The sequence below is a fragment of the Cognatiluteimonas telluris genome (assembly GCF_011320095.1).
In the GTDB taxonomy this organism is placed as follows: domain Bacteria; phylum Pseudomonadota; class Gammaproteobacteria; order Xanthomonadales; family Xanthomonadaceae; genus Cognatiluteimonas; species Cognatiluteimonas telluris.
Map to the genome: position 1 here is coordinate 70,120 of NZ_JAANOY010000005.1, position 20,659 is coordinate 90,778.

Below are 20,659 nucleotides of genomic sequence, written 5' to 3' on the forward strand. Positions count from 1 at the left end.
CTGCCGCGACGGATGGAACATTTGCTTACCAGCTCGCCTTGCGCAGGCCCGGAACGTCGCCGCGCATGGTCGCTTCACGCAGCTTGTTGCGGCCCAGGCCGAACTTGCTGTAGACGCCGCGCGAGCGGCCGGTCAGGGCGCAACGGTTGCGCTGGCGCGCCGGCGAGGAGTCGCGCGGCAGCTTCTGCAGCTTCACCGCCGCTTCCATCTTCTCTTCGAAGCTCGCGGACTGGCTGCTGACGGTCTTCTTCAGCGCTTCGCGGCGGGCGGCGAACTTCTTCGCCAGCTTCGCGCGCTTCGTCTCGCGGTTGACCATCGAGGTCTTTGCCATTGTGTGCGTCCTCTCGGGATCAGTTGCGGAACGGGAAGCGGAAGGCCTCGAGCAGGGCCTTGGCCTCCTCGTTGGTCCGCGCCGTGGTGGTGATGGCGATGTCCATGCCGCGGATCGCGTCGACCTGGTCGAAGTCGATCTCCGGGAAGATGATCTGCTCCTTCACGCCCATGTTGTAGTTGCCACGGCCGTCGAACGAACGCCCGGACACGCCGCGGAAGTCGCGCACGCGCGGCAGCGACACGTTGACCAGGCGATCGAGGAACTCGAACATCTTCGAGCGGCGCAGGGTCACCTTGCAGCCGATCGGCCAGCCGTCGCGGATCTTGAACGAAGCCACCGACACGCGGGACTTGGTCACGATCGGCTTCTGGCCCGCGATCTTCGCCATGTCGGCGGTCGCGTTCTCCAGGATCTTCTTGTTCGTCGCCGCCTCGCCCACGCCCATGTTGAGCGTGATCTTGGTCAGGCGCGGGACCTGCATCGGGTTGGTGTAGCCGAACCGCTCCATGAGCTTCGGCACCACTTCGGACTTGTAGAACTCTTCCAGACGGGTCGTCATTTCATATTCCTCTTCTGAAGCCGGGCCCAGGGGCTCGGCGTCAGACGGCTTCACCGCTCGAGCGGAACACGCGCAGGCGGGTTCCATTCTCGAGGACCTTGGTTGCGATGCGCTCGCCCTTGCCGGAGGCAGGGTTGAACAGCATCACGTTGGATGCATGGATCGGCGCTTCGCGCTCGATCACGCCGCCCGGCTGGTTGGCCTGCGGGTTCGGCTTGGTGTGGCGCTTGACGATGTTGACGTTGGAGACGACGACCTTGTCGCCCATCACGCGCACGACATCACCGCGCTTGCCCTTGTCCTTGCCGGCGGTGACGATCACCTCGTCACCCTTCTTGATGCGATTCATAACTTTATTCCCAGTAGGGCGGGTTTCAACCCGCCATCATTGGCATGCGGCGGGCCAAGGCCCGCCCTACAGCACTTCGGGTGCGAGCGAGACGATCTTCATGAACTTCTCGGAACGCAGCTCACGGGTAACAGGCCCGAAGATGCGCGTGCCGATCGGCTCGTGCTTGTTGTTCAGCAGCACGGCGGCGTTGCCGTCGAAGCGGATCAGCGAACCGTCCGGGCGACGCACGCCCTTGCGGGTGCGGACCACGACGGCGTCGTAGACGTCGCCCTTTTTGACCTTGCCGCGCGGGATCGCGTCCTTGACGGTCACCTTGATGATGTCGCCAATGTGTGCGTAACGGCGCTTGGAGCCGCCGAGCACCTTGATGCACATCAGTTCCTTGGCGCCCGAGTTGTCGGCGACGTCGAGGTAGCTCTGCATCTGGATCATGAGTCAGGCCTCCCCGTTATTCGGCTGCGCGGGCGAGGATCTCGACCACGCGCCAGTTCTTGGTCTTGGACATCGGCGCGCATTCGGCCACGCGCACGACATCGCCGGTGTTGCAGCTGTTGTCGGCATCGTGGGCGTGCAGCTTGGTCGAGCGGCGGATGTACTTGCCGTACAGCGCGTGCTTGACCTGGCGCTCGACGAGCACCGTCACCGTCTTGTCCATCTTGTTGCTGACGACGCGGCCTTCGACCGTGTGCAGCTTCTTTGTCGTTTCGATCATGTCGGCCATCCTTACTTCTTCGCGCCGAGCAGGGTGTTGACGCGCGCGATCTCGCGGCGCACCCGGCGGGCGTCGTGGGTCTTGGCGAGCTGACCGGTGGCCTTCTGCATGCGGAGCGAGAACTGCTCCTTGTGCAGGTCGACCAGGTGGGACTTCAGCTCGTCCGCCGACTTGGATTTGAGTTGCTTGAGTTCCATCAGCGCACCGTCCGCGCAACGAAAGTGGTGGTGACCGAAAGCTTGGCCGCGGCCAGGCGGAACGCCTCGCGCGCGGTGGCTTCGTCGACGCCTTCGATCTCGTAGATCATCCGGCCCGGCTGGATCTGCGCGACCCAGAACTCGACGTTGCCCTTGCCCGAGCCCATGCGGACTTCGATCGGCTTCTTGGTGATCGGCTTGTCGGGGAACACGCGGATCCACATCTTGCCGCCACGCTTGACGTAGCGGCTGATGGAACGACGCGCGGCTTCGATCTGGCGCGAGGTCAGCTGGCCGGTCGCGGTCGACTTCAGACCGAACTCGCCGAAGCTGACGGCGTTGCCGCTCCACGCCAGGCCGTCGTTGCGGCCCTTGTGCATCTTGCGGAATTTGGTGCGCTTTGGTTGCAGCATGGTTTAGTCCCTCGCTTCGCTGCGGTCATTGCGGTCGCGGCGTGGCGGACGCGGACGGTCGCTGCGCTCGTTGCGGTCGCTGCGCGGCGTGTCGTCCTGCTTTTCCTGGCCGATCTGGGAGAAATCGAAGATCTCGCCCTTGTAGACCCACACCTTGATGCCGATGATCCCGTAGGTGGTCTTGGCTTCGGCAAATCCGTAGTCGACGTCGGCGCGCAGCGTGTGCAGCGGCACGCGACCTTCGCGGTACCACTCCGAACGCGCGATCTCGGCGCCGTTGAGGCGGCCGGCGACGTTGACCTTGATGCCCAGCGCGCCCAGGCGCATCGCGTTGCCGACGGCGCGCTTCATCGCGCGGCGGAACATGATGCGGCGCTCGAGCTGCTGCGCGATCGACTCGGACACCAGCTGCGCGTCGAGCTCCGGCTTGCGGACCTCGGTGACGTTGATGTGCGCGGGGACGCCCATCAGGTTGCTGACGTCCTTGCGCAGCTTCTCGATGTCCTCGCCGCGCTTGCCGATCACCACGCCCGGGCGGGCGGTGTGGATCGTGACGCGCGCGTTGTTGGCGGGACGCTCGATCAGGATCTTGGAGATACCAGCCTGCGCGAGCTTCTTGCGCAGCATCTCGCGGACCTTGATGTCGGCGATCAGGTAGTCGGCGAAATGCTTCTTGCCGGCGTACCACTTGGAGTTCCAGTCCTTGGAGATGCCAAGGCGGATACCGGTCGGATGTACTTTATGGCCCATTTATTTGCCCTCGCCGACAACGACGGTGATGTGGCTGGTGCGCTTGAGGATGCGCGTGCCGCGACCCTTGGCGCGCGCCATGAAGCGCTTCAGCGACGGACCTTCGTCGACCATGATGGTGGTGACCTTCAGCGCGTCGACGTCGGCGCCCTGGTTGTTCTCGGCATTGGCGATCGCCGACTCCACGACCTTGCGGATCATGTGGGCGGCTTTCTTGTCGGAGAACTTCAGCAGGTTGACGGCGCGCTCGGCGGTCAAGCCACGGACCTGGTCGGCGACCAGGCGGGCCTTCTGCGGGGAGATGCGGGCACTGCGCAGGACCGCGCGTGCGCCATTTTCGATAGGCATGCTCATCTCCTTACTTCCCGGCCTTCTTGTCGCCGCCATGACCCTTGAACGTGCGGGTCAGGGCGAACTCGCCAAGCTTGTGGCCGACCATGTTCTCGTTGACCAGCACCGGGATGTGGTTCTTGCCGTTGTGGACGGCGATGGTGTAACCGACCATTTCCGGCAGGATCATCGAACGGCGCGACCAGGTCTTGATCGGCTTCTTGTTGCTCGTCGCGGCTTCCACCTTCTTGATCAGGTGGTGGTCGACGAACGGACCTTTCTTCAGTGAACGTGGCATCTCGATCAGCTCCTGCGGTCGCGAACGATGAACTGCTGCGTGCGCTTGTTGTGTCGGGTCTTGTAACCCTTGGTCGGGACGCCCCACGGGGTGACCGGATGCGGGTTGCCCTGGCCGGCCTTGGCTTCACCACCGCCGTGCGGATGGTCGACCGGGTTCATCGCCGCGCCGCGGACGGTCGGCTTGATCCCGCGCCAGCGGCTGGCGCCGGCCTTGCCCAGCTTCTCGAGGTTGTGCTCGACGTTGCCGACTTCACCGATGGTGGCGCGGCACTCGGACGGCACGCGGCGCATCTCGCCCGAACGCAGGCGCAGGGTGGCATAGACGCCTTCGCGGGCGACCAGCTGCACGCCGGCACCGGCGGCGCGCGCGATCTGCGCACCCTTGCCCGGCTTCATCTCGATGCAATGCACGGTCGAGCCGACGGGGATATTCCGCAGCGGCAGCGTGTTGCCCGTCTTGATCGGCGCATCCGAACCCGCGATCACCTGCTCGCCGGCCTTCAGGCCCTTGGGCGCGATGATGTAGCGGCGCTCGCCGTCGACGTAGCACAGCAGCGCGATGTGCGCGGTGCGGTTCGGGTCGTATTCGATCCGCTCGACGCGCGCCGGGATGCCTTCCTTGTCGCGCTTGAAGTCGATGATGCGGTAGTGCTGCTTGCTGCCGCCGCCGATGTGGCGGGTGGTGATGCGGCCGTGGTGGTTGCGGCCACCGGACTTGCTCTGGCTCTCGACTAGGGCCGCGTGCGGCGCACCCTTGTGCAGATCCGGCGTCACCACGCGGACCGCGGAACGGCGGCCGGGCGAAGTGGGTTTGAAAGTCATCAATGCCATGGGTCTTTCCTCAGGCCTTGGCCATCACGTCGATCGACTGGCCATCGGCCAGCTTCACGTATGCCTTGCGCCAGTCGCCACGGCGACCGTTGCGGTTCTTGAAGGCTTTCTGCTTGCCCTTCACGTTGACCACGTTCACGGCTTCGACCTTGACGGCGAAGATCGTCTCGATCGCGCCCTTGATGTCGGCCTTGGTGGCGTCGGTGGCGACTTCGAACACGTACTGGTTCGACACTTCCTGCAGGCGGGCGGTCTTTTCGGACACGCGCGGGGCGCGGATCACGTTGTACAGCTTGGCCTCGTTCATGCCAGCCACTCCTCGATCTTCTTGACGGCGTCGGAGGTCATCACGACGGTATCGGCGCCGACCAGCGAAACCGGGTCCAGGCCCTGCACGTCACGCACTTCGACGTAGCGCAGGTTGCGCGCGGACAGGTACAGGTTCTCGGTCGCCTCCTCGGTGACGATCAGCGGACGATTGCCGACGTTGAGATCCTTGAGCTTGGCGATCAGGCCCTGGGTCTTCGGCGCGTCGACGTCGAACCCGTCGACGATCGTGATGCGGCCCTGGCGGTTGAGCTCGGACAGGATCGACGACATCGCCGCGCGGTACATCTTGCGGTTGACCTTCTGCGCGAAGCTGCGCGGCTTGGCCGCGAAGGTCACGCCGCCGCCGACGAAGATCGGAGCCGTCAGCGCGCCATGTCGCGCACCGCCGCCCTTCTGCTTCTTCGACTTTTTGGTCGTGCCGTTGACTTCCGAACGCGTCTTCTGCGCCTTGGTACCGGCGCGGCCCGCGTTGCGGTAGGCGACGACGACCTGGTGGACCAGGTCTTGGCTGAACTCGCGGCCGAAGATCGCGTCGGAGACCGACAGCGTCTTGCTGCTGTTGTTGATGGTCAGTTCCATCGTCAGACTCCCTTGCTCGTCGGGCGCACGATCACGTCGCCGCCCGGTGCGCCCGGCACCGCGCCGCGGATCGCGATCAGGCCGCGGTCGGCGTCGACCTTGACCACCTGCAGGCGCTGCGTGGTCTGCTGCACCGAACCCATGTGGCCTGACATCTTCTTGCCCGGGAACACCCGGCCCGGCGTCTGGCGCTGGCCGATGGAGCCCGGCGCGCGATGCGACAGCGAGTTACCGTGGGTGGCGTCGCCCATCTTGAAGTTCCAGCGCTTGATCGTGCCCTGGAAGCCCTTGCCCTTGGTCACGCCCTCGACGTCGACGATCTGGCCGACCTCAAAGATGTCGGCCTTGATCTCGCCGCCGACTTCGAAGCCCGCGATCTTGTCGGCCTCGACGCGCAGCTCCCACAGGCCGCGACCGCCTTCGACCTTGGCCTTGGCCAGGTGGCCGGCGGACGGCTTGTTGATCAGCGCGGCGCGCTTGGTGCCGACGGCGACCTGCACGGCGCTGTAGCCGTCGGTCTCGACCGTCTTCACCTGGGTGATGCGGTTCGGGGTGGCCTCGATCAGCGTCACCGGCACGGACTTGCCGTCCTCGGTGAACAGCCGGCTCATGCCGGCCTTGCGACCGACGATCCCCAACGAATATTTCTTCGTCATGGTCGTATGCCTCAGGTCAGCTTGATCTGGACGTCGACGCCAGCCGCGAGCTCGAGCTTCATCAGCGCGTCCACGGTCTTGTCGTTGGGGTCGACGATGTCGAGCACGCGTTTGTGCGTGCGGGTCTCGTACTGGTCGCGCGCGTCCTTGTCGACGTGCGGCGAGACGAGAATGGTGTAGCGCTCGATCTTGGTCGGCAGCGGGATCGGGCCGCGCACCTGCGCGCCGGTCCGCTTGGCCGTTTCGACGATCTCACTGGCCGAACGGTCGATCAGGCGATGATCGAACGCTTTGAGCCGGATCCGGATTTTCTGGTCCGCCATGACGGAATTCCTCGTTATAAAGAGCGACAGGCCGGCGGCTGGGTGCGCCGAACCCCAAAAATTCGTGAAGCGTGCTGCTGCGATCCATGCCTGAAAAACAAGGCAGGCCGGTTGCCCGGTCTGCCCAGATGGAAACTGCGAACGCGAAAAGACGCCCCGCCATGAGTGTCCCGAAGAGCTTCGGGACGGGCGGAGCACTTGCCGCGCGACATGTTCCCTGTCTGGCGAAAACGACGCACGTCCTGCACGTCATTTCGCTGGTTGGCGACCCCTGATGCAGCCAAGGGGGCGCCGAGCCGCACATTCTAGCCGGGTGTGCAGAGGATGTGCAAGCACAATCCTTTGGCCCGGCCGTCCCTGAATTATCCGGCCGGAAGGCCGGATGAATTCAGGACTTAAATAAAGCGCATGCGCCTTATTTAATGATCTTCGCCACCACGCCGGCGCCGACGGTGCGGCCGCCTTCGCGGATCGCGAAGCGCAGGCCCTCGTCCATTGCCACCGGGTTGATCAGGCTCACCACCATCTTGATGTTGTCGCCCGGCATGACCATTTCCACGCCTTCGGGCAGGGTCACGGCACCCGTGATGTCGGTGGTGCGGAAGTAGAACTGCGGGCGGTAGCCCTTGAAGAACGGGGTGTGGCGGCCGCCTTCGTCCTTGCTCAGGACATACACCTCGGCCTCGAACTCGGTGTGCGGGGTGATCGAGCCGGGCTTGGCCAGCACCTGGCCGCGCTCGACGTCGTCACGCTTGGTGCCGCGCAGCAGCAGGCCCGCGTTGTCGCCCGCCTGGCCCTGGTCCAGCAGCTTGCGGAACATCTCCACACCGGTGACCACGGTCTTCTGGGTCGGGCGGATGCCCACGATCTCGATTTCGTCGCCCACCTTGATCACGCCGCGCTCGATGCGCCCGGTCACCACCGTGCCGCGACCGGAGATCGAGAACACGTCTTCCACCGGCATCAGGAACGGCTTGTCGATCGCACGCTCCGGCTGCGGGATCCAGGTGTCCAGCGCCTCGACCAGCTTCAGGATCGACGGCACGCCGATGTCCGACTGGTCGCCTTCCAGCGCCTTGAGCGCCGAACCGTGCACGATCGGGGTGTCGTCGCCCGGGAACTCGTACTTGGCCAGCAGCTCGCGCACTTCCATCTCCACCAGCTCCAGCAGCTCGGCGTCGTCCACCATGTCCGCCTTGTTCAGGTAGACCACGATGTACGGCACGCCCACCTGGCGCGCCAGCAGGATGTGCTCGCGCGTCTGCGGCATCGGGCCGTCGGCGGCCGAGCACACCAGGATCGCGCCGTCCATCTGCCCCGCACCGGTGATCATGTTCTTCACGTAGTCCGCGTGCCCCGGGCAGTCGACGTGCGCGTAGTGGCGGTTCGGGCTTTCGTACTCGACATGCGCCGTCGAGATCGTGATCCCGCGCGCCTTCTCTTCCGGCGCCGCGTCGATCTGGTCGTAGGCCTTGAACTCACCGCCGAAACGCTCCGCACCGATCTTCGTCAGCGCCGCCGTCAGCGTCGTCTTGCCGTGATCCACGTGGCCGATCGTGCCCACGTTCACGTGGGGCTTGGTGCGCTCGAATTTACCCTTTGCCATTGTCTTGATCCCTTGAGAATTTAGTTGAATCAACCTTTCTTGATCACCGCTTCGGCGACGTTGGTCGGCGCTTCGGCGTAGTGATCGAATTCCATCGTGAAGGTCGCGCGACCCTGCGACATCGAGCGCAGGCTGGTCGCGTAACCGAACATCTCGCCCAGCGGCACCATCGCATTGATGGTCTTGCCCGACGGGGTGTCGTCCTGGCCCTGCAGCAGGCCGCGACGGCGACTGACGTCGCCCATAACGTCACCGACGTAGTCTTCCGGGCTCACGATCTCGACCTTCATGATCGGCTCGAGCAGGACCGGATCGGCCTTGCGGAAGCCCTCCTTGAAGGCCATCGACGCGGCCAGCTTGAACGCCATTTCCGACGAGTCGACGTCGTGGTAGGAACCGAAGACCAGCTTGGCCTTGACGCCGACCACCGGGAAGCCGGCAAGCGGACCGCTGGTGATGGTCTCGCGCATGCCCTTCTCGACCGCGGGGATGAACTCCTTCGGGATCACGCCACCGGTGATGTCGTTGATGAACAGGAAATCGTTCTTGACGTCCGGATTGGCCTTGTCCTCGTCGGTCATCGGCGACAGCTCGATCACGACGTGGCCGTACTGGCCCTTGCCGCCCGACTGCTTGGCGTGCTTGTAGTCGCTCTTGACGTCCTTCTTGCGGATCGTTTCGCGGTAGGCGACCTGCGGCTTGCCGACGTTGGCTTCGACGTTGAACTCGCGCTTCATGCGGTCAACGAGGATGTCCAGGTGCAGCTCGCCCATGCCGGCGATGATGGTCTGGCCGGATTCCTCGTCGGTATGCACGCGGAAGGACGGATCCTCCTGCGCCAGCCGGCCCAGCGCCATGCCCATTTTTTCCTGGTCGGACTTGGTCTTGGGCTCGACCGCCATCGAGATGACGGGTTCCGGGAAGACCATCCGCTCCAGGGTGATGACGTGGTCCTGCGAGCACAGGGTGTCGCCGGTGGTGACGTCCTTCAGGCCCACCGCTGCGGCGATGTCGCCCGCGCGCACTTCCTTGATTTCGCTGCGCTCGTTGGAGTGCATCTGCAGGATGCGGCCCACGCGCTCCTTCTTCGACTTGACCGGGTTGTAGACCGCGTCGCCCGAATTGAGCACGCCGGAATAGACGCGGAAGAACGTGAGCGAGCCCACGAACGGGTCGGTCATGATCTTGAACGCCAGCGCGGAGAACGGCGCGGAGTCAGTGGCCGGGCGCGAGTCTTCCTTCTCGTCTTCGTCGATGCCCTGCACCGGCGGACGATCGGACGGCGACGGCAGCAGCTGGATCACGCCATCGAGCATGGCCTGCACGCCCTTGTTCTTGAAGGCCGAGCCGCAGAACACCGGCACGATCTCCACCTTCAGGGTGCGCGTGCGCAGGCCTTCGATGATCTCGGCTTCGGACAGCTCGCCCTCGTTGAGGTACTTGTCCATCAGCTCTTCACTGGCTTCGGCGGCGGCCTCGACCATGAAGCTGCGCGCAGCCTCGGCCTTGACCTGCAGCGCGGCCGGGATATCGCGATATTCGAAGATGGTGCCCTGCGAAGCGGTGTCCCAGTGGATCGCCTTCATCTTCAGCAGGTCGACCACGCCCTCGAAGCCATCCTCGGCGCCGATCGGCACCTGCATCGGAACCGCATAGGCACCCAGGCGCGACTTCAGCTGCTCGATGACCTTGTCGAAGTTGGCGCCGGTGCGGTCCATCTTGTTGACGAACGCCATGCGCGGCACGGAGTACTTGTTGGCCTGGCGCCAGACGGTCTCGGACTGCGGCTGCACGCCGCCGACCGCGCACAGCACGAACACCGCGCCGTCGAGCACGCGCAGCGAACGCTCGACTTCGATCGTGAAGTCGACGTGCCCGGGGGTATCGATGATGTTGAAGCGGTGCTGCGGCATGGACTTGTCCATGCCCGACCAGAACGCGGTCGTGGCGGCCGACGTGATGGTGATGCCGCGCTCCTGCTCCTGCTCCATCCAGTCCATGGTGGCGGCACCGTCATGCACTTCACCGATCTTGTGGCTGACGCCGGTGTAGAACAGGATGCGCTCGGACGTGGTGGTCTTTCCGGCGTCGATGTGCGCCATGATGCCGAAGTTGCGGTAACGCTCGATGGGAGTGGTGCGAGCCACGGCTTTCTCTCTTGTTTGATGCTGCGGACGATGTCCGGAAGGCCGAACGCCGCCCGAGGGCGGCATCGGATTCGTCGTGCGCCGACCCACATGCGGGCAGGCCGGGCGCGGGCGGCGCGGCCGCGACGGGCAGCAGGCGCCGCGATGGCCCCGTTACCGGAGCCGGGGTGCAACAGTGCTTACCAGCGGTAGTGCGCGAACGCCTTGTTGGCTTCGGCCATGCGGTGGGTTTCTTCGCGCTTCTTGATCGCGCCACCACGGTTTTCCGAAGCGTCCATCAGCTCACCGGCCAGCTTGCGCGGCATGGTGTTCTCGCCGCGCTTGCGCGCCGAGTCGATCAGCCAGCGCATCGCCAGCGCCATGCGGCGCGACTGCCGAACTTCGACCGGCACCTGGTAGGTGGCACCACCGACGCGGCGCGACTTGACCTCGACCGACGGCGAGATGTTGCCCAGCGCCTTCTCGACCACTTCCAGCGCATTCGGGTTCTTTTCCCCGATCACGTCCATCGCGCCGTAGACGATCTTCTCGGCGACCGACTTCTTGCCGCTGTACATGACCATGTTGATGAAGCGCGCGATCGTCTCGCTGCCGTGCTTGGGATCGGGCAGGACGGAACGCTGCGGGGTATTGCCTTTACGCGACATGTTCGATGTTCCTAAGGAATGCTTTCAGATGTGGTCGCAGCCGCGACGATCAGGACTTCGGACGCTTGGCGCCGTACTTCGAGCGCGACTGGCGGCGCTTGGCGACACCGGCGGCGTCGAGCGAGCCGCGCACGGTGTGGTAGCGCACGCCCGGCAGGTCCTTGACGCGACCGCCGCGGATCAGCACCACCGAGTGCTCCTGCAGGTTGTGGCCTTCGCCGCCGATGTACGAGATGACCTCGTAACCGTTGGTCAGGCGCACCTTGGCCACCTTGCGGAGCGCCGAGTTCGGCTTCTTCGGGGTGGTGGTGTACACGCGCGTGCACACGCCGCGACGCTGCGGGCAATTCGCCAGCGCGGGCGAGGTGCTCTTGTAGGTCTCGGGGTTGCGCGGCGTGCGCACCAGCTGGTTGATCGTTGCCATCTTGCTTGGGGCTCTTTAGGTGGTCAGGCCGGCCTGTAAGGCATGCCTTCGTTAACGGGTTCTGTAAAAGCAGGAAGCAGGCCCCTACAACCCGGCCTGCAAGACAGAAAAGTATAGCCCGCGCCGGACGCAAGCGTCAACGCGAGGTGAGGCCGGGACAACGGGCAAGCGCCCGGTTTCCCGATGGTTCCCGCCCTGCCCTGGGCCGAAAACGAGGCGCTCCCTGCGCCTCATTTCGTGATCTGGGACGGCCCGGAGGCCGTCGCTAACTTGTCGCTTTTCCCTTCTCCCACCGGGAGAAGGTGCCCCGCAAGGGGCGGATGAGGGTACGCAATCCTTGAACCTCCAAGGCCACGGCCTCACCCCACCCCTCTCCCGCCGGGAGAGGGGCTACCGCACTCAGCCCAGGATCTCGCCGTCGCCGGATTCGGCTTCCACCGTTTCCGGCTCCGCCGAAGCCGACCCGGTCAGCGCTTCCATCTCCGACTCGGTCAGGCCCGAGGCGTTGCGGCGGCGGGCCGTATGGTACGCCAGACCGGTACCGGCCGGGATCAGGCGGCCGACGATCACGTTCTCCTTCAAGCCGCGCAGGCCATCGCGGGTGCCGCGTACGGCCGCCTCGGTCAGGACACGGGTGGTTTCCTGGAAGGACGCGGCCGAGATGAACGACTCGGTCGCCAGCGACGCCTTGGTGATGCCCAGCAGGACCGGGTCGAACTTTGCCGGCAATTCATTGCGCACGGCGAGCTTGACGTTCTCCTCGATCACGCGCTGGCGCTCGGCCTGCTCGCCATGGAGGAACTTGCTGCCGCCCTGGTCGGTGATCTCCACCTTGCGCAGCATCTGGCGAATGATCACCTCGATGTGCTTGTCGTTGATCTTGACGCCCTGCAGGCGGTAGACGTCCTGGATTTCCTTGACCAGATAGGCCGCCAGCGGCTCGACCCCGAGCAGGCGCAGGATGTCCTGCGGGCTCGGCTCGCCGTCCACCACGGTCTCGCCCTTCTCCACGTGCTCGCCTTCGAACACGATGATCTGGCGGTACTTGGGGATCAGCTCTTCGTGATCGTTGCCGTCGGCGTCCTTGATGATCAGGCGCTGCTTGCCCTTGGTGTCCTTGCCGAACGAGACGATGCCCGAGACCTCGGCCAGTACCGCCGGATCCTTCGGCTTGCGCGCCTCGAACAGGTCGGCCACGCGCGGCAGGCCACCGGTGATGTCGCGGGTCTTCGACGCTTCCTGCGGGATCTTCGCGACCACGTCGCCGATGCCGACCTGCGCACCATCCTGCAGGTTGACGATCGAGCGCGGCGGCAGCAGGTACTGCGCCGGCAGGTCGGTGCCCGGGATGTTGAGGTCCTTGCCCGCCTTGTCGACGATGCGCACGATCGGGCGCAGGTCCTTGCCCATCGAGCCGCGACGCTTGGGATCGGTGATCTCGCGCGACGCCAGGCCGGTGAGTTCGTCGGTCTTCTCGATCACGGTCACGCCATCGACGAAGTCGACGAAGCGCATGAAGCCGGCGACTTCCGACACGATCGGATGGTTATGCGGATCCCACGAGGCGACCGTCTGCCCGGCCTTGATGGCCGCGCCGTCCTGCACCAGGATCGTCGCGCCGTACGGCAGTTTGTAGCGCTCGCGCTCGCGGCCGTGGTTGTCGAGCACCGACAGCTCACCCGAACGCGACACCGCGACCAGGTGGCCGTTGGCGTGCGAGACGTGCTTGAGGTTGTTGAACTTCACCGAGCCGGTGGTCTTGACCGTCACGTTGTCGATCGCGGCCGCACGCGATGCCGCGCCACCGATGTGGAACGTACGCATCGTCAGCTGGGTGCCGGGCTCGCCGATCGACTGCGCGGCGACCACGCCCACGGCCTCGCCGTGGTTGACCGTGTGCCCGCGGCCGAGGTCGCGGCCGTAGCAGTACGCGCAGACGCCGAACGCGCTTTCGCAGGTGATGGTCGAACGCACCTTGATCGCCTGCACGCCGGCATCTTCGATCTGCTGCACCCAGGCTTCGTCGAGCAGCTGGTTGCGGGTGACGAACGGATCCTCGTCGTTGCCCGGCAGGAACACGTCCTCGGCCACGATCCGGCCCAGCACGCGGTCGCGCAGCGGTTCGACGACGTCGCCGCCTTCCACGATCGGGGTCATGGTCAGGCCTTCGCGCGTGCCGCAGTCGGTCTCGGTGATGACCACGTCCTGCGCCACGTCGACCAGGCGACGGGTGAGGTAACCGGAGTTGGCGGTCTTCAGCGCGGTATCCGCCAGGCCCTTGCGGGCGCCGTGGGTCGAGATGAAGTACTGCAGGACGTTCAGGCCCTCGCGGAAGTTCGCGGTGATCGGCGTCTCGATGATCGAGCCGTCCGGCTTGGCCATCAGGCCGCGCATGCCGGCCAGCTGGCGGATCTGCGCCTGCGAACCACGCGCGCCGGAGTCGGCCATGATGAAGACCGAGTTCATCGACTTCTGCGCGACCTTCTCACCCTTGGCATTCGTGACCGTCTCGGTGCCGATCGCGTCCATCATCGCCTTGGCCACGCGCTCGTTGGTGCGCGACCAGATGTCGACGACCTTGTTGTAGCGCTCGCCGGCGGTCACCAGTCCCGACTGATACTGCTGCTGGATTTCCAGCACTTCGGACTCGGCCTCGTCGAGGATGCCCTTCTTCTCGCCCGGGATGATCATGTCGTCGATGCCGATGGACACGCCGGCGCGCGTGGCGTACGCGAAACCGGTGTACATCAGCTTGTCGGCGAACACGACCGTGTCCTTCAGGCCGAGCATGCGGTAGCAGGTGTTGATCAGGCGGCTGATGTTCTTCTTGGTCAGCTCGGTGTTGACCAGCGCGAACGGCAGGCCGTCCGGCAGGATTTCGGCCAGCAGCGCGCGGCCGACGGTGGTGTCGATGATCGATGTCTGCTTCTGGCGGCTGCCGTCGTCCTGCAGCACGTTCTCGGTGATGCGGACCTTGGCCTTGGCGTGCAGCGCGACGACACGGTTGTCGTAGGCGCGCTTGACCTCGGCGACATTGGCGAAAGCCATGCCCTCGCCCTTGGCGTTTTCCAGCGCGCGGGTCATGTAGTACAGGCCGAGTACGACGTCCTGCGACGGCACGATGATCGGCTCGCCGTTGGCCGGCGACAGGATGTTGTTGGACGCCATCATCAGCGCGCGCGCTTCCAGCTGGGCTTCCAGGCTCAGCGGGATGTGCACGGCCATCTGGTCGCCGTCGAAGTCGGCGTTGAACGCGGTGCAGACCAGCGGGTGCAGCTGGATCGCCTTGCCCTCGATGAGCACCGGCTCGAACGCCTGGATGCCGAGGCGATGCAGGGTCGGCGCGCGGTTCAAGAGCACCGGATGCTCGCGGATGACTTCTTCCAGGATGTCCCAGACTTCCGCCTCTTCACGCTCGACCAGCTTCTTGGCGGCCTTGATCGTGGTGGCAAGACCACGGCGCTGCAGCTTGGCGAAGATGAAGGGCTTGAACAGCTCCAGCGCCATCTTCTTCGGCAGGCCGCACTGGTGCAGCTTGAGGTACGGACCGACCACGATGACCGAACGGCCGGAGTAGTCGACGCGCTTGCCGAGCAGGTTCTGGCGGAAGCGGCCCTGCTTGCCCTTGATCATGTCGGCCAGCGACTTGAGCGGGCGCTTGTTGGTGCCGGTGATGGCGCGGCCGCGGCGGCCGTTGTCCATCAGCGCATCGACCGACTCCTGCAGCATGCGCTTCTCGTTGCGCACGATGATGTCGGGCGCGTTGAGCTCGAGCAGGCGGCGCAGGCGGTTGTTGCGGTTGATGACGCGGCGATACAGGTCGTTCAGGTCGGACGTCGCGAAGCGGCCGCCATCCAGCGGCACCAGCGGACGCAGGTCCGGCGGCAGCACCGGAAGCACCGTCATCACCATCCACTCGGGACGGTTGCCGGACTCCAGGAACGCTTCCACCAGCTTGATGCGCTTGGTGAGGCGCTTGAGCTTGGTTTCCGAACCCGTGGAGGCGATGTCCTCGCGCAGCTGCACCATCTCGGCCTGCAGGTCGATCGTGCGCAGCAGGTCGAACACCGCCTCGGCGCCCATCGCGGCGTCGAAGTCGTCGCCGTGTTCCTGGCGCATGGTCATGAACTGCTCTTCGTTGAGCAGCTGGCCGCGCTCGAGCGGGGTCAGGCCCGGCTCGGTGACGACGTAGGCTTCGAAGTACAGGATGCGCTCGATGTCACGCAGGGTCATGTCCAGCATCAGGCCGATGCGCGAGGGCAGCGACTTGAGGAACCAGATGTGCGCGACCGGCGAGGCCAGGTCGATGTGGCCCATGCGCTCGCGGCGCACCTTGGCCAGCGTGACTTCCGTGCCGCACTTCTCGCAGACCACGCCGCGGTGCTTCATGCGCTTGTACTTGCCGCACAGGCACTCGTAGTCCTTGATCGGGCCGAAGATCGCGGCGCAGAACAGGCCGTCGCGCTCGGGCTTGAACGTGCGGTAGTTGATCGTCTCGGGCTTCTTGACTTCGCCGTAGGACCACGAGCGGATCAGGTCCGGCGACGCCAGCGCGATCTTGATCGCATCGAAGTCGAGCGCCGGGCGCTGCTGGTTGAACAGGTTCAGTAGATCTTTCATTTCTTTCTCCGAAGAGGAGTAATGCGTCGATGGCGGAGGTGTTCGTGCGAAGGCCGGACGGCGCGTGGCGCCGGTCCGGCAGCCGGGTCGTTACCTCTCTTCCAGCTCCATGTTGATCGCGAGCGAGCGGATTTCCTTCACCAGCACGTTGAAGGACTCCGGCATGCCCGCGACGATCTCGTGCTCGCCATCGACGATGTTCTTGTACATCTGGTTGCGGCCCTGCACGTCGTCGGACTTCACCGTCAGCATTTCCTGCAGGGTGTAGGCCGCGCCGTAGGCTTCCAGCGCCCAGACTTCCATCTCGCCGAAGCGCTGGCCGCCGAACTGCGCCTTGCCGCCCAGCGGCTGCTGGGTGACGAGCGAGTACGGACCGGTCGAACGCGCGTGCATCTTGTCGTCGACGAGGTGGTTGAGCTTGAGCATGTGCATGTAGCCGACGGTGACCGGGCGCTCGAACGCCTCGCCGGTACGGCCGTCGTGCAGCATGGTCTGGCCGCTGGTCGGCAGGTCGGCGAGCTCGAGCATCAGCTTGATCTCGGACTCGGCCGCGCCGTCGAACACCGGCGTCGCCATCGGCACGCCGTCGGTCAGGTTGCGTGCGAGCGCCAGCAGTTCGTCATCGCTGAACTGCTTGAGGTCGACGCGCTGCTCGGCCGTGGCACTGTCGTGGTTGTAGATCTGGTCGAGGAACTTGCGCAGGTCGGCGACCGCGGCTTGCGCCTTGAGCATCCGGTCGATCTTGTGACCGAGGCCCTTCGCCGCCCAACCCAGGTGCGTCTCGAGGATCTGGCCGATGTTCATTCGGCTCGGGACGCCCAGCGGGTTGAGCACGATGTCGACCGGCTCGCCGTTGGCCATGTACGGCATGTCCTCGACCGGCACGATCATCGACACGACACCCTTGTTGCCGTGGCGGCCGGCCATCTTGTCGCCCGGCTGGATGCGGCGCTTCACGGCCAGGTAGACCTTGACCATCTTCAGCACGCCCGGTGCGAGGTCGTCGCCCTGGGTGATCTTGCCGCGCTTGTCCTGGAAGCGACGCTCGAACTCCTTCTCGTGCGCGTCGATCTGCTTCTGCGCGCGCTCGATCGCCTCGTTGGCGTCGTCGTCCTTCATGCGCAGCTGGAACCAGTCGGCCTTCTTCAGCCCGTCGAGCACCAGCGACGACACGGTGTCACCCTTCTTCAGGCCCGGGCCGCCGTTGGCGACCTTGCCCAACAGCTGCGAGCGCAGGCGCGCGAAGATCGCGCCCTCGAGGATGCGGAACTGGTCGTCGAAGTCCTTCTTGACGCGCTTGATCTCGGATTCCTCGATCTGGCGCGCGCGCTTGTCCTTCTCGATGCCGTCGCGGGTGAAGACCTGCACGTCGATGACGACGCCGTCCATGCCCGGAGGCACGCGCAGCGAGCTGTCCTTCACGTCCGACGCCTTCTCGCCGAAGATCGCGCGCAGCAGCTTCTCTTCCGGCGTCAGCTGCGACTCGCCCTTGGGCGTGACCTTGCCGACCAGGATGTCGCCTGCACGCACTTCCGCGCCGATGTACACCACGCCAGACTCATCGAGGCGGTTCAAGGCCTGCTCGGAGACGTTCGGGATGTCGGCGGAGATCTCCTCCGGCCCGAGCTTGGTGTCGCGGGCCTGCGCGGTGAGCTCTTCGATGTGGATCGTGGTGTAGCGATCCTCCTCGACCACGCGCTCGGAGAGCAGGATCGAGTCCTCGAAGTTGTAGCCGTTCCACGGCATGAACGCGACCAGCATGTTCTGCCCGAGCGCGAGCTCGCCGATGTCGGTCGAGGGACCGTCGGCCAGCACGTCGCCGCGCGCGACCACGTCACCGACGTTCACCAGCGGAGTCTGGTTGATGCAGGTGTTCTGGTTGGAGCGCGTGTACTTGATCAGGGTGTAGATGTCGACGCCGGCATCGGTGCCGCCGCCGATCTCGTCCTCGTTGACCTTGACCACGATGCGGCCGGCGTCGATCTGTTCGATCACGCCGCCACGGCGCGCATTCACCGTCACGCCCGAGTCGCGCGCCACGGCGCGCTCGATGCCGGTACCGACCAGCGGCTTCTGCGCCTTCAGCGTCGGCACCGCCTGGCGCTGCATGTTGGCGCCCATCAGCGCACGGTTGGCGTCATCGTGCTCAAGGAACGGCACCAGCGCCGCGGCGACCGACACGGTCTGCATCGGCGAGACGTCCATGAAGTGGATCTCGGCCGGCGGCTTGAGCAGCGATTCGCCCTGGTAACGGCAGGCGACGAACTGCGCGGTGAGGTTCTTCTTCTCGTCCTGCGGCGCGTTGGCCTGGGCAATGACGTACTCGTTCTCTTCGATGGCCGACAGGAACTCGACGTCGTCGGTGACCTTGCCGTCCACCACCCGGCGGTACGGCGTCTCGAGGAAGCCATACTTGTTGGTGCGCGCGAACACGGCCAGCGAGTTGATCAGGCCGATGTTCGGGCCTTCCGGCGTCTCGATGGTGCAGACGCGGCCGTAGTGGGTCGGATGCACGTCGCGCACTTCGAAACCGGCGCGCTCGCGGGTCAGGCCGCCCGGCCCGAGCGCGGAGACGCGACGCTTGTGCGTCACTTCCGACAGCGGATTGTTCTGGTCCATGAACTGCGACAGCTGCGAGGAGCCGAAGAACTCCTTCACCGCGGCCGCAACCGGCTTGGCGTTGATGAGCTCCTGCGGGGTCAGGCCGTCGGCCTCGGCCATGGTCAGGCGCTCGCGCACGGCGCGCTCCACGCGCACCAGGCCGACGCGGAACACGTTCTCGGCCATTTCACCGACGCTGCGCACGCGGCGGTTGCCCAGGTGGTCGATGTCGTCGACCGTGCCGCGACCGTTGCGGATCTCGGTCAGCACGCGGATCACGTCGAGGATGTCGGAGGTCTGGCCCAGCTGCTCGCGCAGGCGGATCGATTCCTCGTCCTTGCGCTCGGCGTAGTACTTGGCGTCATACAGCACCGAGGCGCCGGTGACTTCCTTGCGGCCGATGCGGCGGTTGAACTTCATCCGGCCCACGCCCGACAGGTCGTAGCGCTCGAAGGTGAAGAACAGGTTGTGGAACAGGTTCTGCGCCGCGTCCTTGGTCGGCGGCTCGCCGGGACGCATCATCCGGTAGATCTCGACCAGGGCTTCCAGCTGGGTCTTGGTCGAGTCGATGCGCAGCGTGTTCGACAGGTAGGCGCCACGATCCAGGTCGTTGACCCACAGCGTGCCGATCGCGTCGATGCCGGCCTTGCGGAACGCGGCCAGGTGGTCTTCGGTGAGCTCGTCGTTGGCGGTCGCCAGCAGTTCGCCGGTCTTGGCGTCGACGACGTCGTGCGACAGGATCCGGCCGACCAGGTACTCGTCCGGCACGGCCAGCGCGGCGACGCCGGCCTGCTCGAGTTGGCGCACGTGGCGCGAGGTGATGCGCTTGCCGGCCTCGACGATGACGTTGTCGCCATCGGCCAGGTCGAAGTTCAGCGTCTCGCCACGCAGGCGCTCGGGGACCAGCACCAGCTGCACGCCTTCCTTGGGATCGATGTGGAAGGTGTTGATCTCGAAGAACTCGTTGAGCATTTCTTCGTTGTTGTAGCCCAGCGCACGCAGCAGCACCGACACCGGCAGCTTGCGGCGGCGGTCGATGCGGGTGAACAGCGCGTCCTTCGGGTCGAACTCGAAGTCCAGCCACGAGCCGCGGTACGGGATGATGCGGGCGCTGTACAGCAGCTTGCCCGACGAATGCGTCTTGCCACGGTCGTGGTCGAAGAACACGCCCGGCGAACGATGCAGCTGGGAAACGATGACGCGCTCGGTGCCGTTGACGATGAAGGTGCCGTTCTCGGTCATGAGCGGGATCTCGCCCATGTAGACCTCCTGCTCCTTCACGTACTTGATCGCCTTGTTCGACGACTCACGGTCGTAGATCACCAGGCGAACGGTCACGCGCAGCGGTGCGCCGTAGCTGAGGCCGCGGTTGCGGCACTCGCGCTCGTCGAACACCGGGTCGCCGAGCTTGTAGCCGACGTATTCCAGCGCGGCATAACCGTTGTAGCTGACGATCGGGAACACCGACTTGAGCGCGGCGTGGAGGCCACGGTCCTCGCGCTTGTTGGGGTCGATGTTTTCCTGCAGGAATTCGCGATAGGAATCCACCTGGATCGCGAGCAGGAAGGGGACTTCCAGGATCGAGCGGCTCTTGCCGAAGTCCTTGCGGATGCGCTTCTTCTCGGTGAACGAGTAAGGCGCGACTTTGGACATCTTGTGCGATGTGGACGCTGTGGTCATGGGGAGCTGTCGCCTCGTTTGCTTGTGTCCCGCAGCCATCTGGACGACTGGGGCAGACCGCGGAGCGGTCCGGGGGAACGAAATTCGGGATCTCAAATTGCCAGTGGGAAGTCGCTGGTATTGCCGGCACCAGCACGCCTTCTCCCGCTACTTCCAACTGCCAACTCGGTGTTTCGTGCTTCTGGAACGACCTCTGCGCTACAACGGCCAAAGGCCGGGGGCTTTCGCCCCCAGCCTCGGTGCATCGCCGTGCAGCTGGCGATGCAAG

21 protein-coding genes are annotated in these 20,659 nt (G+C 65.2%); all 21 read right to left on the reverse strand.

Annotated elements, in window-relative coordinates; genetic code table 11:
* Window positions 1–25: 25 nt before the first annotated feature.
* On the reverse strand, window positions 26–331 hold the full coding sequence (gene rpsN / locus G7B67_RS05270) for a 30S ribosomal protein S14 (protein WP_166209000.1): 306 nt from the start codon (window positions 329–331) through the stop codon (window positions 26–28).
* A 19-nt stretch (window positions 332–350) separates the two neighbouring features.
* Window positions 351–893, reverse strand: a complete 543-nt coding sequence (gene rplE, locus G7B67_RS05275) for a 50S ribosomal protein L5 (protein WP_166209003.1) — start codon at window positions 891–893, stop codon at window positions 351–353.
* A 40-nt stretch (window positions 894–933) separates the two neighbouring features.
* On the reverse strand, window positions 934–1,242 hold the full coding sequence (gene rplX, locus G7B67_RS05280) for a 50S ribosomal protein L24 (RefSeq protein WP_166209006.1): 309 nt from the start codon (window positions 1,240–1,242) through the stop codon (window positions 934–936).
* Window positions 1,243–1,308: 66 nt separating this feature from the next.
* The gene (rplN, locus tag G7B67_RS05285) at window positions 1,309–1,677 is read right to left on the reverse strand and encodes a 50S ribosomal protein L14 (protein ID WP_159016396.1); all 369 of its coding nucleotides are present in this window, start codon (window positions 1,675–1,677) and stop codon (window positions 1,309–1,311) included.
* Window positions 1,678–1,693: 16 nt separating this feature from the next.
* Window positions 1,694–1,957, reverse strand: a complete 264-nt coding sequence (gene rpsQ, locus G7B67_RS05290; protein WP_425482411.1) for a 30S ribosomal protein S17 — start codon at window positions 1,955–1,957, stop codon at window positions 1,694–1,696.
* Window positions 1,958–1,968: 11 nt separating this feature from the next.
* Window positions 1,969–2,154, reverse strand: a complete 186-nt coding sequence (gene rpmC / locus G7B67_RS05295) for a 50S ribosomal protein L29 (protein WP_166209011.1) — start codon at window positions 2,152–2,154, stop codon at window positions 1,969–1,971.
* Window positions 2,154–2,567, reverse strand: coding sequence for a 50S ribosomal protein L16 (rplP, locus tag G7B67_RS05300; protein WP_166209014.1), 414 nt, complete (start codon window positions 2,565–2,567; stop codon window positions 2,154–2,156). Before rplP ends, rpmC begins: the two co-directional genes overlap by 1 nt.
* A gap of 3 nt (window positions 2,568–2,570) precedes the next feature.
* Window positions 2,571–3,317, reverse strand: coding sequence for a 30S ribosomal protein S3 (gene rpsC, locus G7B67_RS05305; protein ID WP_166209017.1), 747 nt, complete (start codon window positions 3,315–3,317; stop codon window positions 2,571–2,573).
* A complete protein-coding gene (gene rplV, locus G7B67_RS05310) occupies window positions 3,318–3,665 on the reverse strand; it encodes a 50S ribosomal protein L22 (RefSeq protein ID WP_166209020.1) in 348 nt (115 codons plus the stop codon).
* Between the two features lie 10 nt (window positions 3,666–3,675).
* On the reverse strand, window positions 3,676–3,945 hold the full coding sequence (rpsS, locus tag G7B67_RS05315) for a 30S ribosomal protein S19 (RefSeq protein ID WP_166209023.1): 270 nt from the start codon (window positions 3,943–3,945) through the stop codon (window positions 3,676–3,678).
* A gap of 5 nt (window positions 3,946–3,950) precedes the next feature.
* Window positions 3,951–4,778 carry a 50S ribosomal protein L2 gene (rplB, locus tag G7B67_RS05320; RefSeq protein ID WP_166209026.1) on the reverse strand — a complete coding sequence of 276 codons (828 nt, stop codon included), beginning with the start codon at window positions 4,776–4,778 and terminating at the stop codon, window positions 3,951–3,953.
* Window positions 4,779–4,788: 10 nt separating this feature from the next.
* Window positions 4,789–5,085 carry a 50S ribosomal protein L23 gene (gene rplW, locus G7B67_RS05325; protein WP_166209029.1) on the reverse strand — a complete coding sequence of 99 codons (297 nt, stop codon included), beginning with the start codon at window positions 5,083–5,085 and terminating at the stop codon, window positions 4,789–4,791.
* A complete protein-coding gene (gene rplD / locus G7B67_RS05330; RefSeq protein WP_166209032.1) occupies window positions 5,082–5,687 on the reverse strand; it encodes a 50S ribosomal protein L4 in 606 nt (201 codons plus the stop codon). Before rplD ends, rplW begins: the two co-directional genes overlap by 4 nt.
* A gap of 2 nt (window positions 5,688–5,689) precedes the next feature.
* A complete protein-coding gene (gene rplC, locus G7B67_RS05335) occupies window positions 5,690–6,343 on the reverse strand; it encodes a 50S ribosomal protein L3 (RefSeq protein WP_166209035.1) in 654 nt (217 codons plus the stop codon).
* Window positions 6,344–6,354: 11 nt separating this feature from the next.
* Window positions 6,355–6,666, reverse strand: coding sequence for a 30S ribosomal protein S10 (gene rpsJ, locus G7B67_RS05340; RefSeq protein WP_010341589.1), 312 nt, complete (start codon window positions 6,664–6,666; stop codon window positions 6,355–6,357).
* A 415-nt stretch (window positions 6,667–7,081) separates the two neighbouring features.
* Complete coding sequence (tuf, locus tag G7B67_RS05345) at window positions 7,082–8,272, reverse strand: elongation factor Tu (protein WP_166209038.1); 1,191 nt, start codon at window positions 8,270–8,272, stop codon at window positions 7,082–7,084.
* A 29-nt stretch (window positions 8,273–8,301) separates the two neighbouring features.
* Entirely contained in the window at window positions 8,302–10,419 is a 2,118-nt protein-coding gene (gene fusA / locus G7B67_RS05350) for an elongation factor G (protein ID WP_166209041.1), read from the reverse strand.
* A 179-nt stretch (window positions 10,420–10,598) separates the two neighbouring features.
* Window positions 10,599–11,066: a 30S ribosomal protein S7 gene (gene rpsG / locus G7B67_RS05355; protein WP_166209043.1), complete on the reverse strand. Its 468-nt coding sequence runs from the start codon at window positions 11,064–11,066 to the stop codon at window positions 10,599–10,601.
* Between the two features lie 49 nt (window positions 11,067–11,115).
* Complete coding sequence (gene rpsL / locus G7B67_RS05360) at window positions 11,116–11,490, reverse strand: 30S ribosomal protein S12 (protein WP_166209046.1); 375 nt, start codon at window positions 11,488–11,490, stop codon at window positions 11,116–11,118.
* 399 nt (window positions 11,491–11,889) lie between these two features.
* The gene (gene rpoC, locus G7B67_RS05365; RefSeq protein ID WP_166209049.1) at window positions 11,890–16,110 is read right to left on the reverse strand and encodes a DNA-directed RNA polymerase subunit beta'; all 4,221 of its coding nucleotides are present in this window, start codon (window positions 16,108–16,110) and stop codon (window positions 11,890–11,892) included.
* 90 nt (window positions 16,111–16,200) lie between these two features.
* Window positions 16,201–20,364: a DNA-directed RNA polymerase subunit beta gene (gene rpoB, locus G7B67_RS05370; protein WP_166209164.1), complete on the reverse strand. Its 4,164-nt coding sequence runs from the start codon at window positions 20,362–20,364 to the stop codon at window positions 16,201–16,203.
* Window positions 20,365–20,659 lie beyond the last annotated feature (295 nt).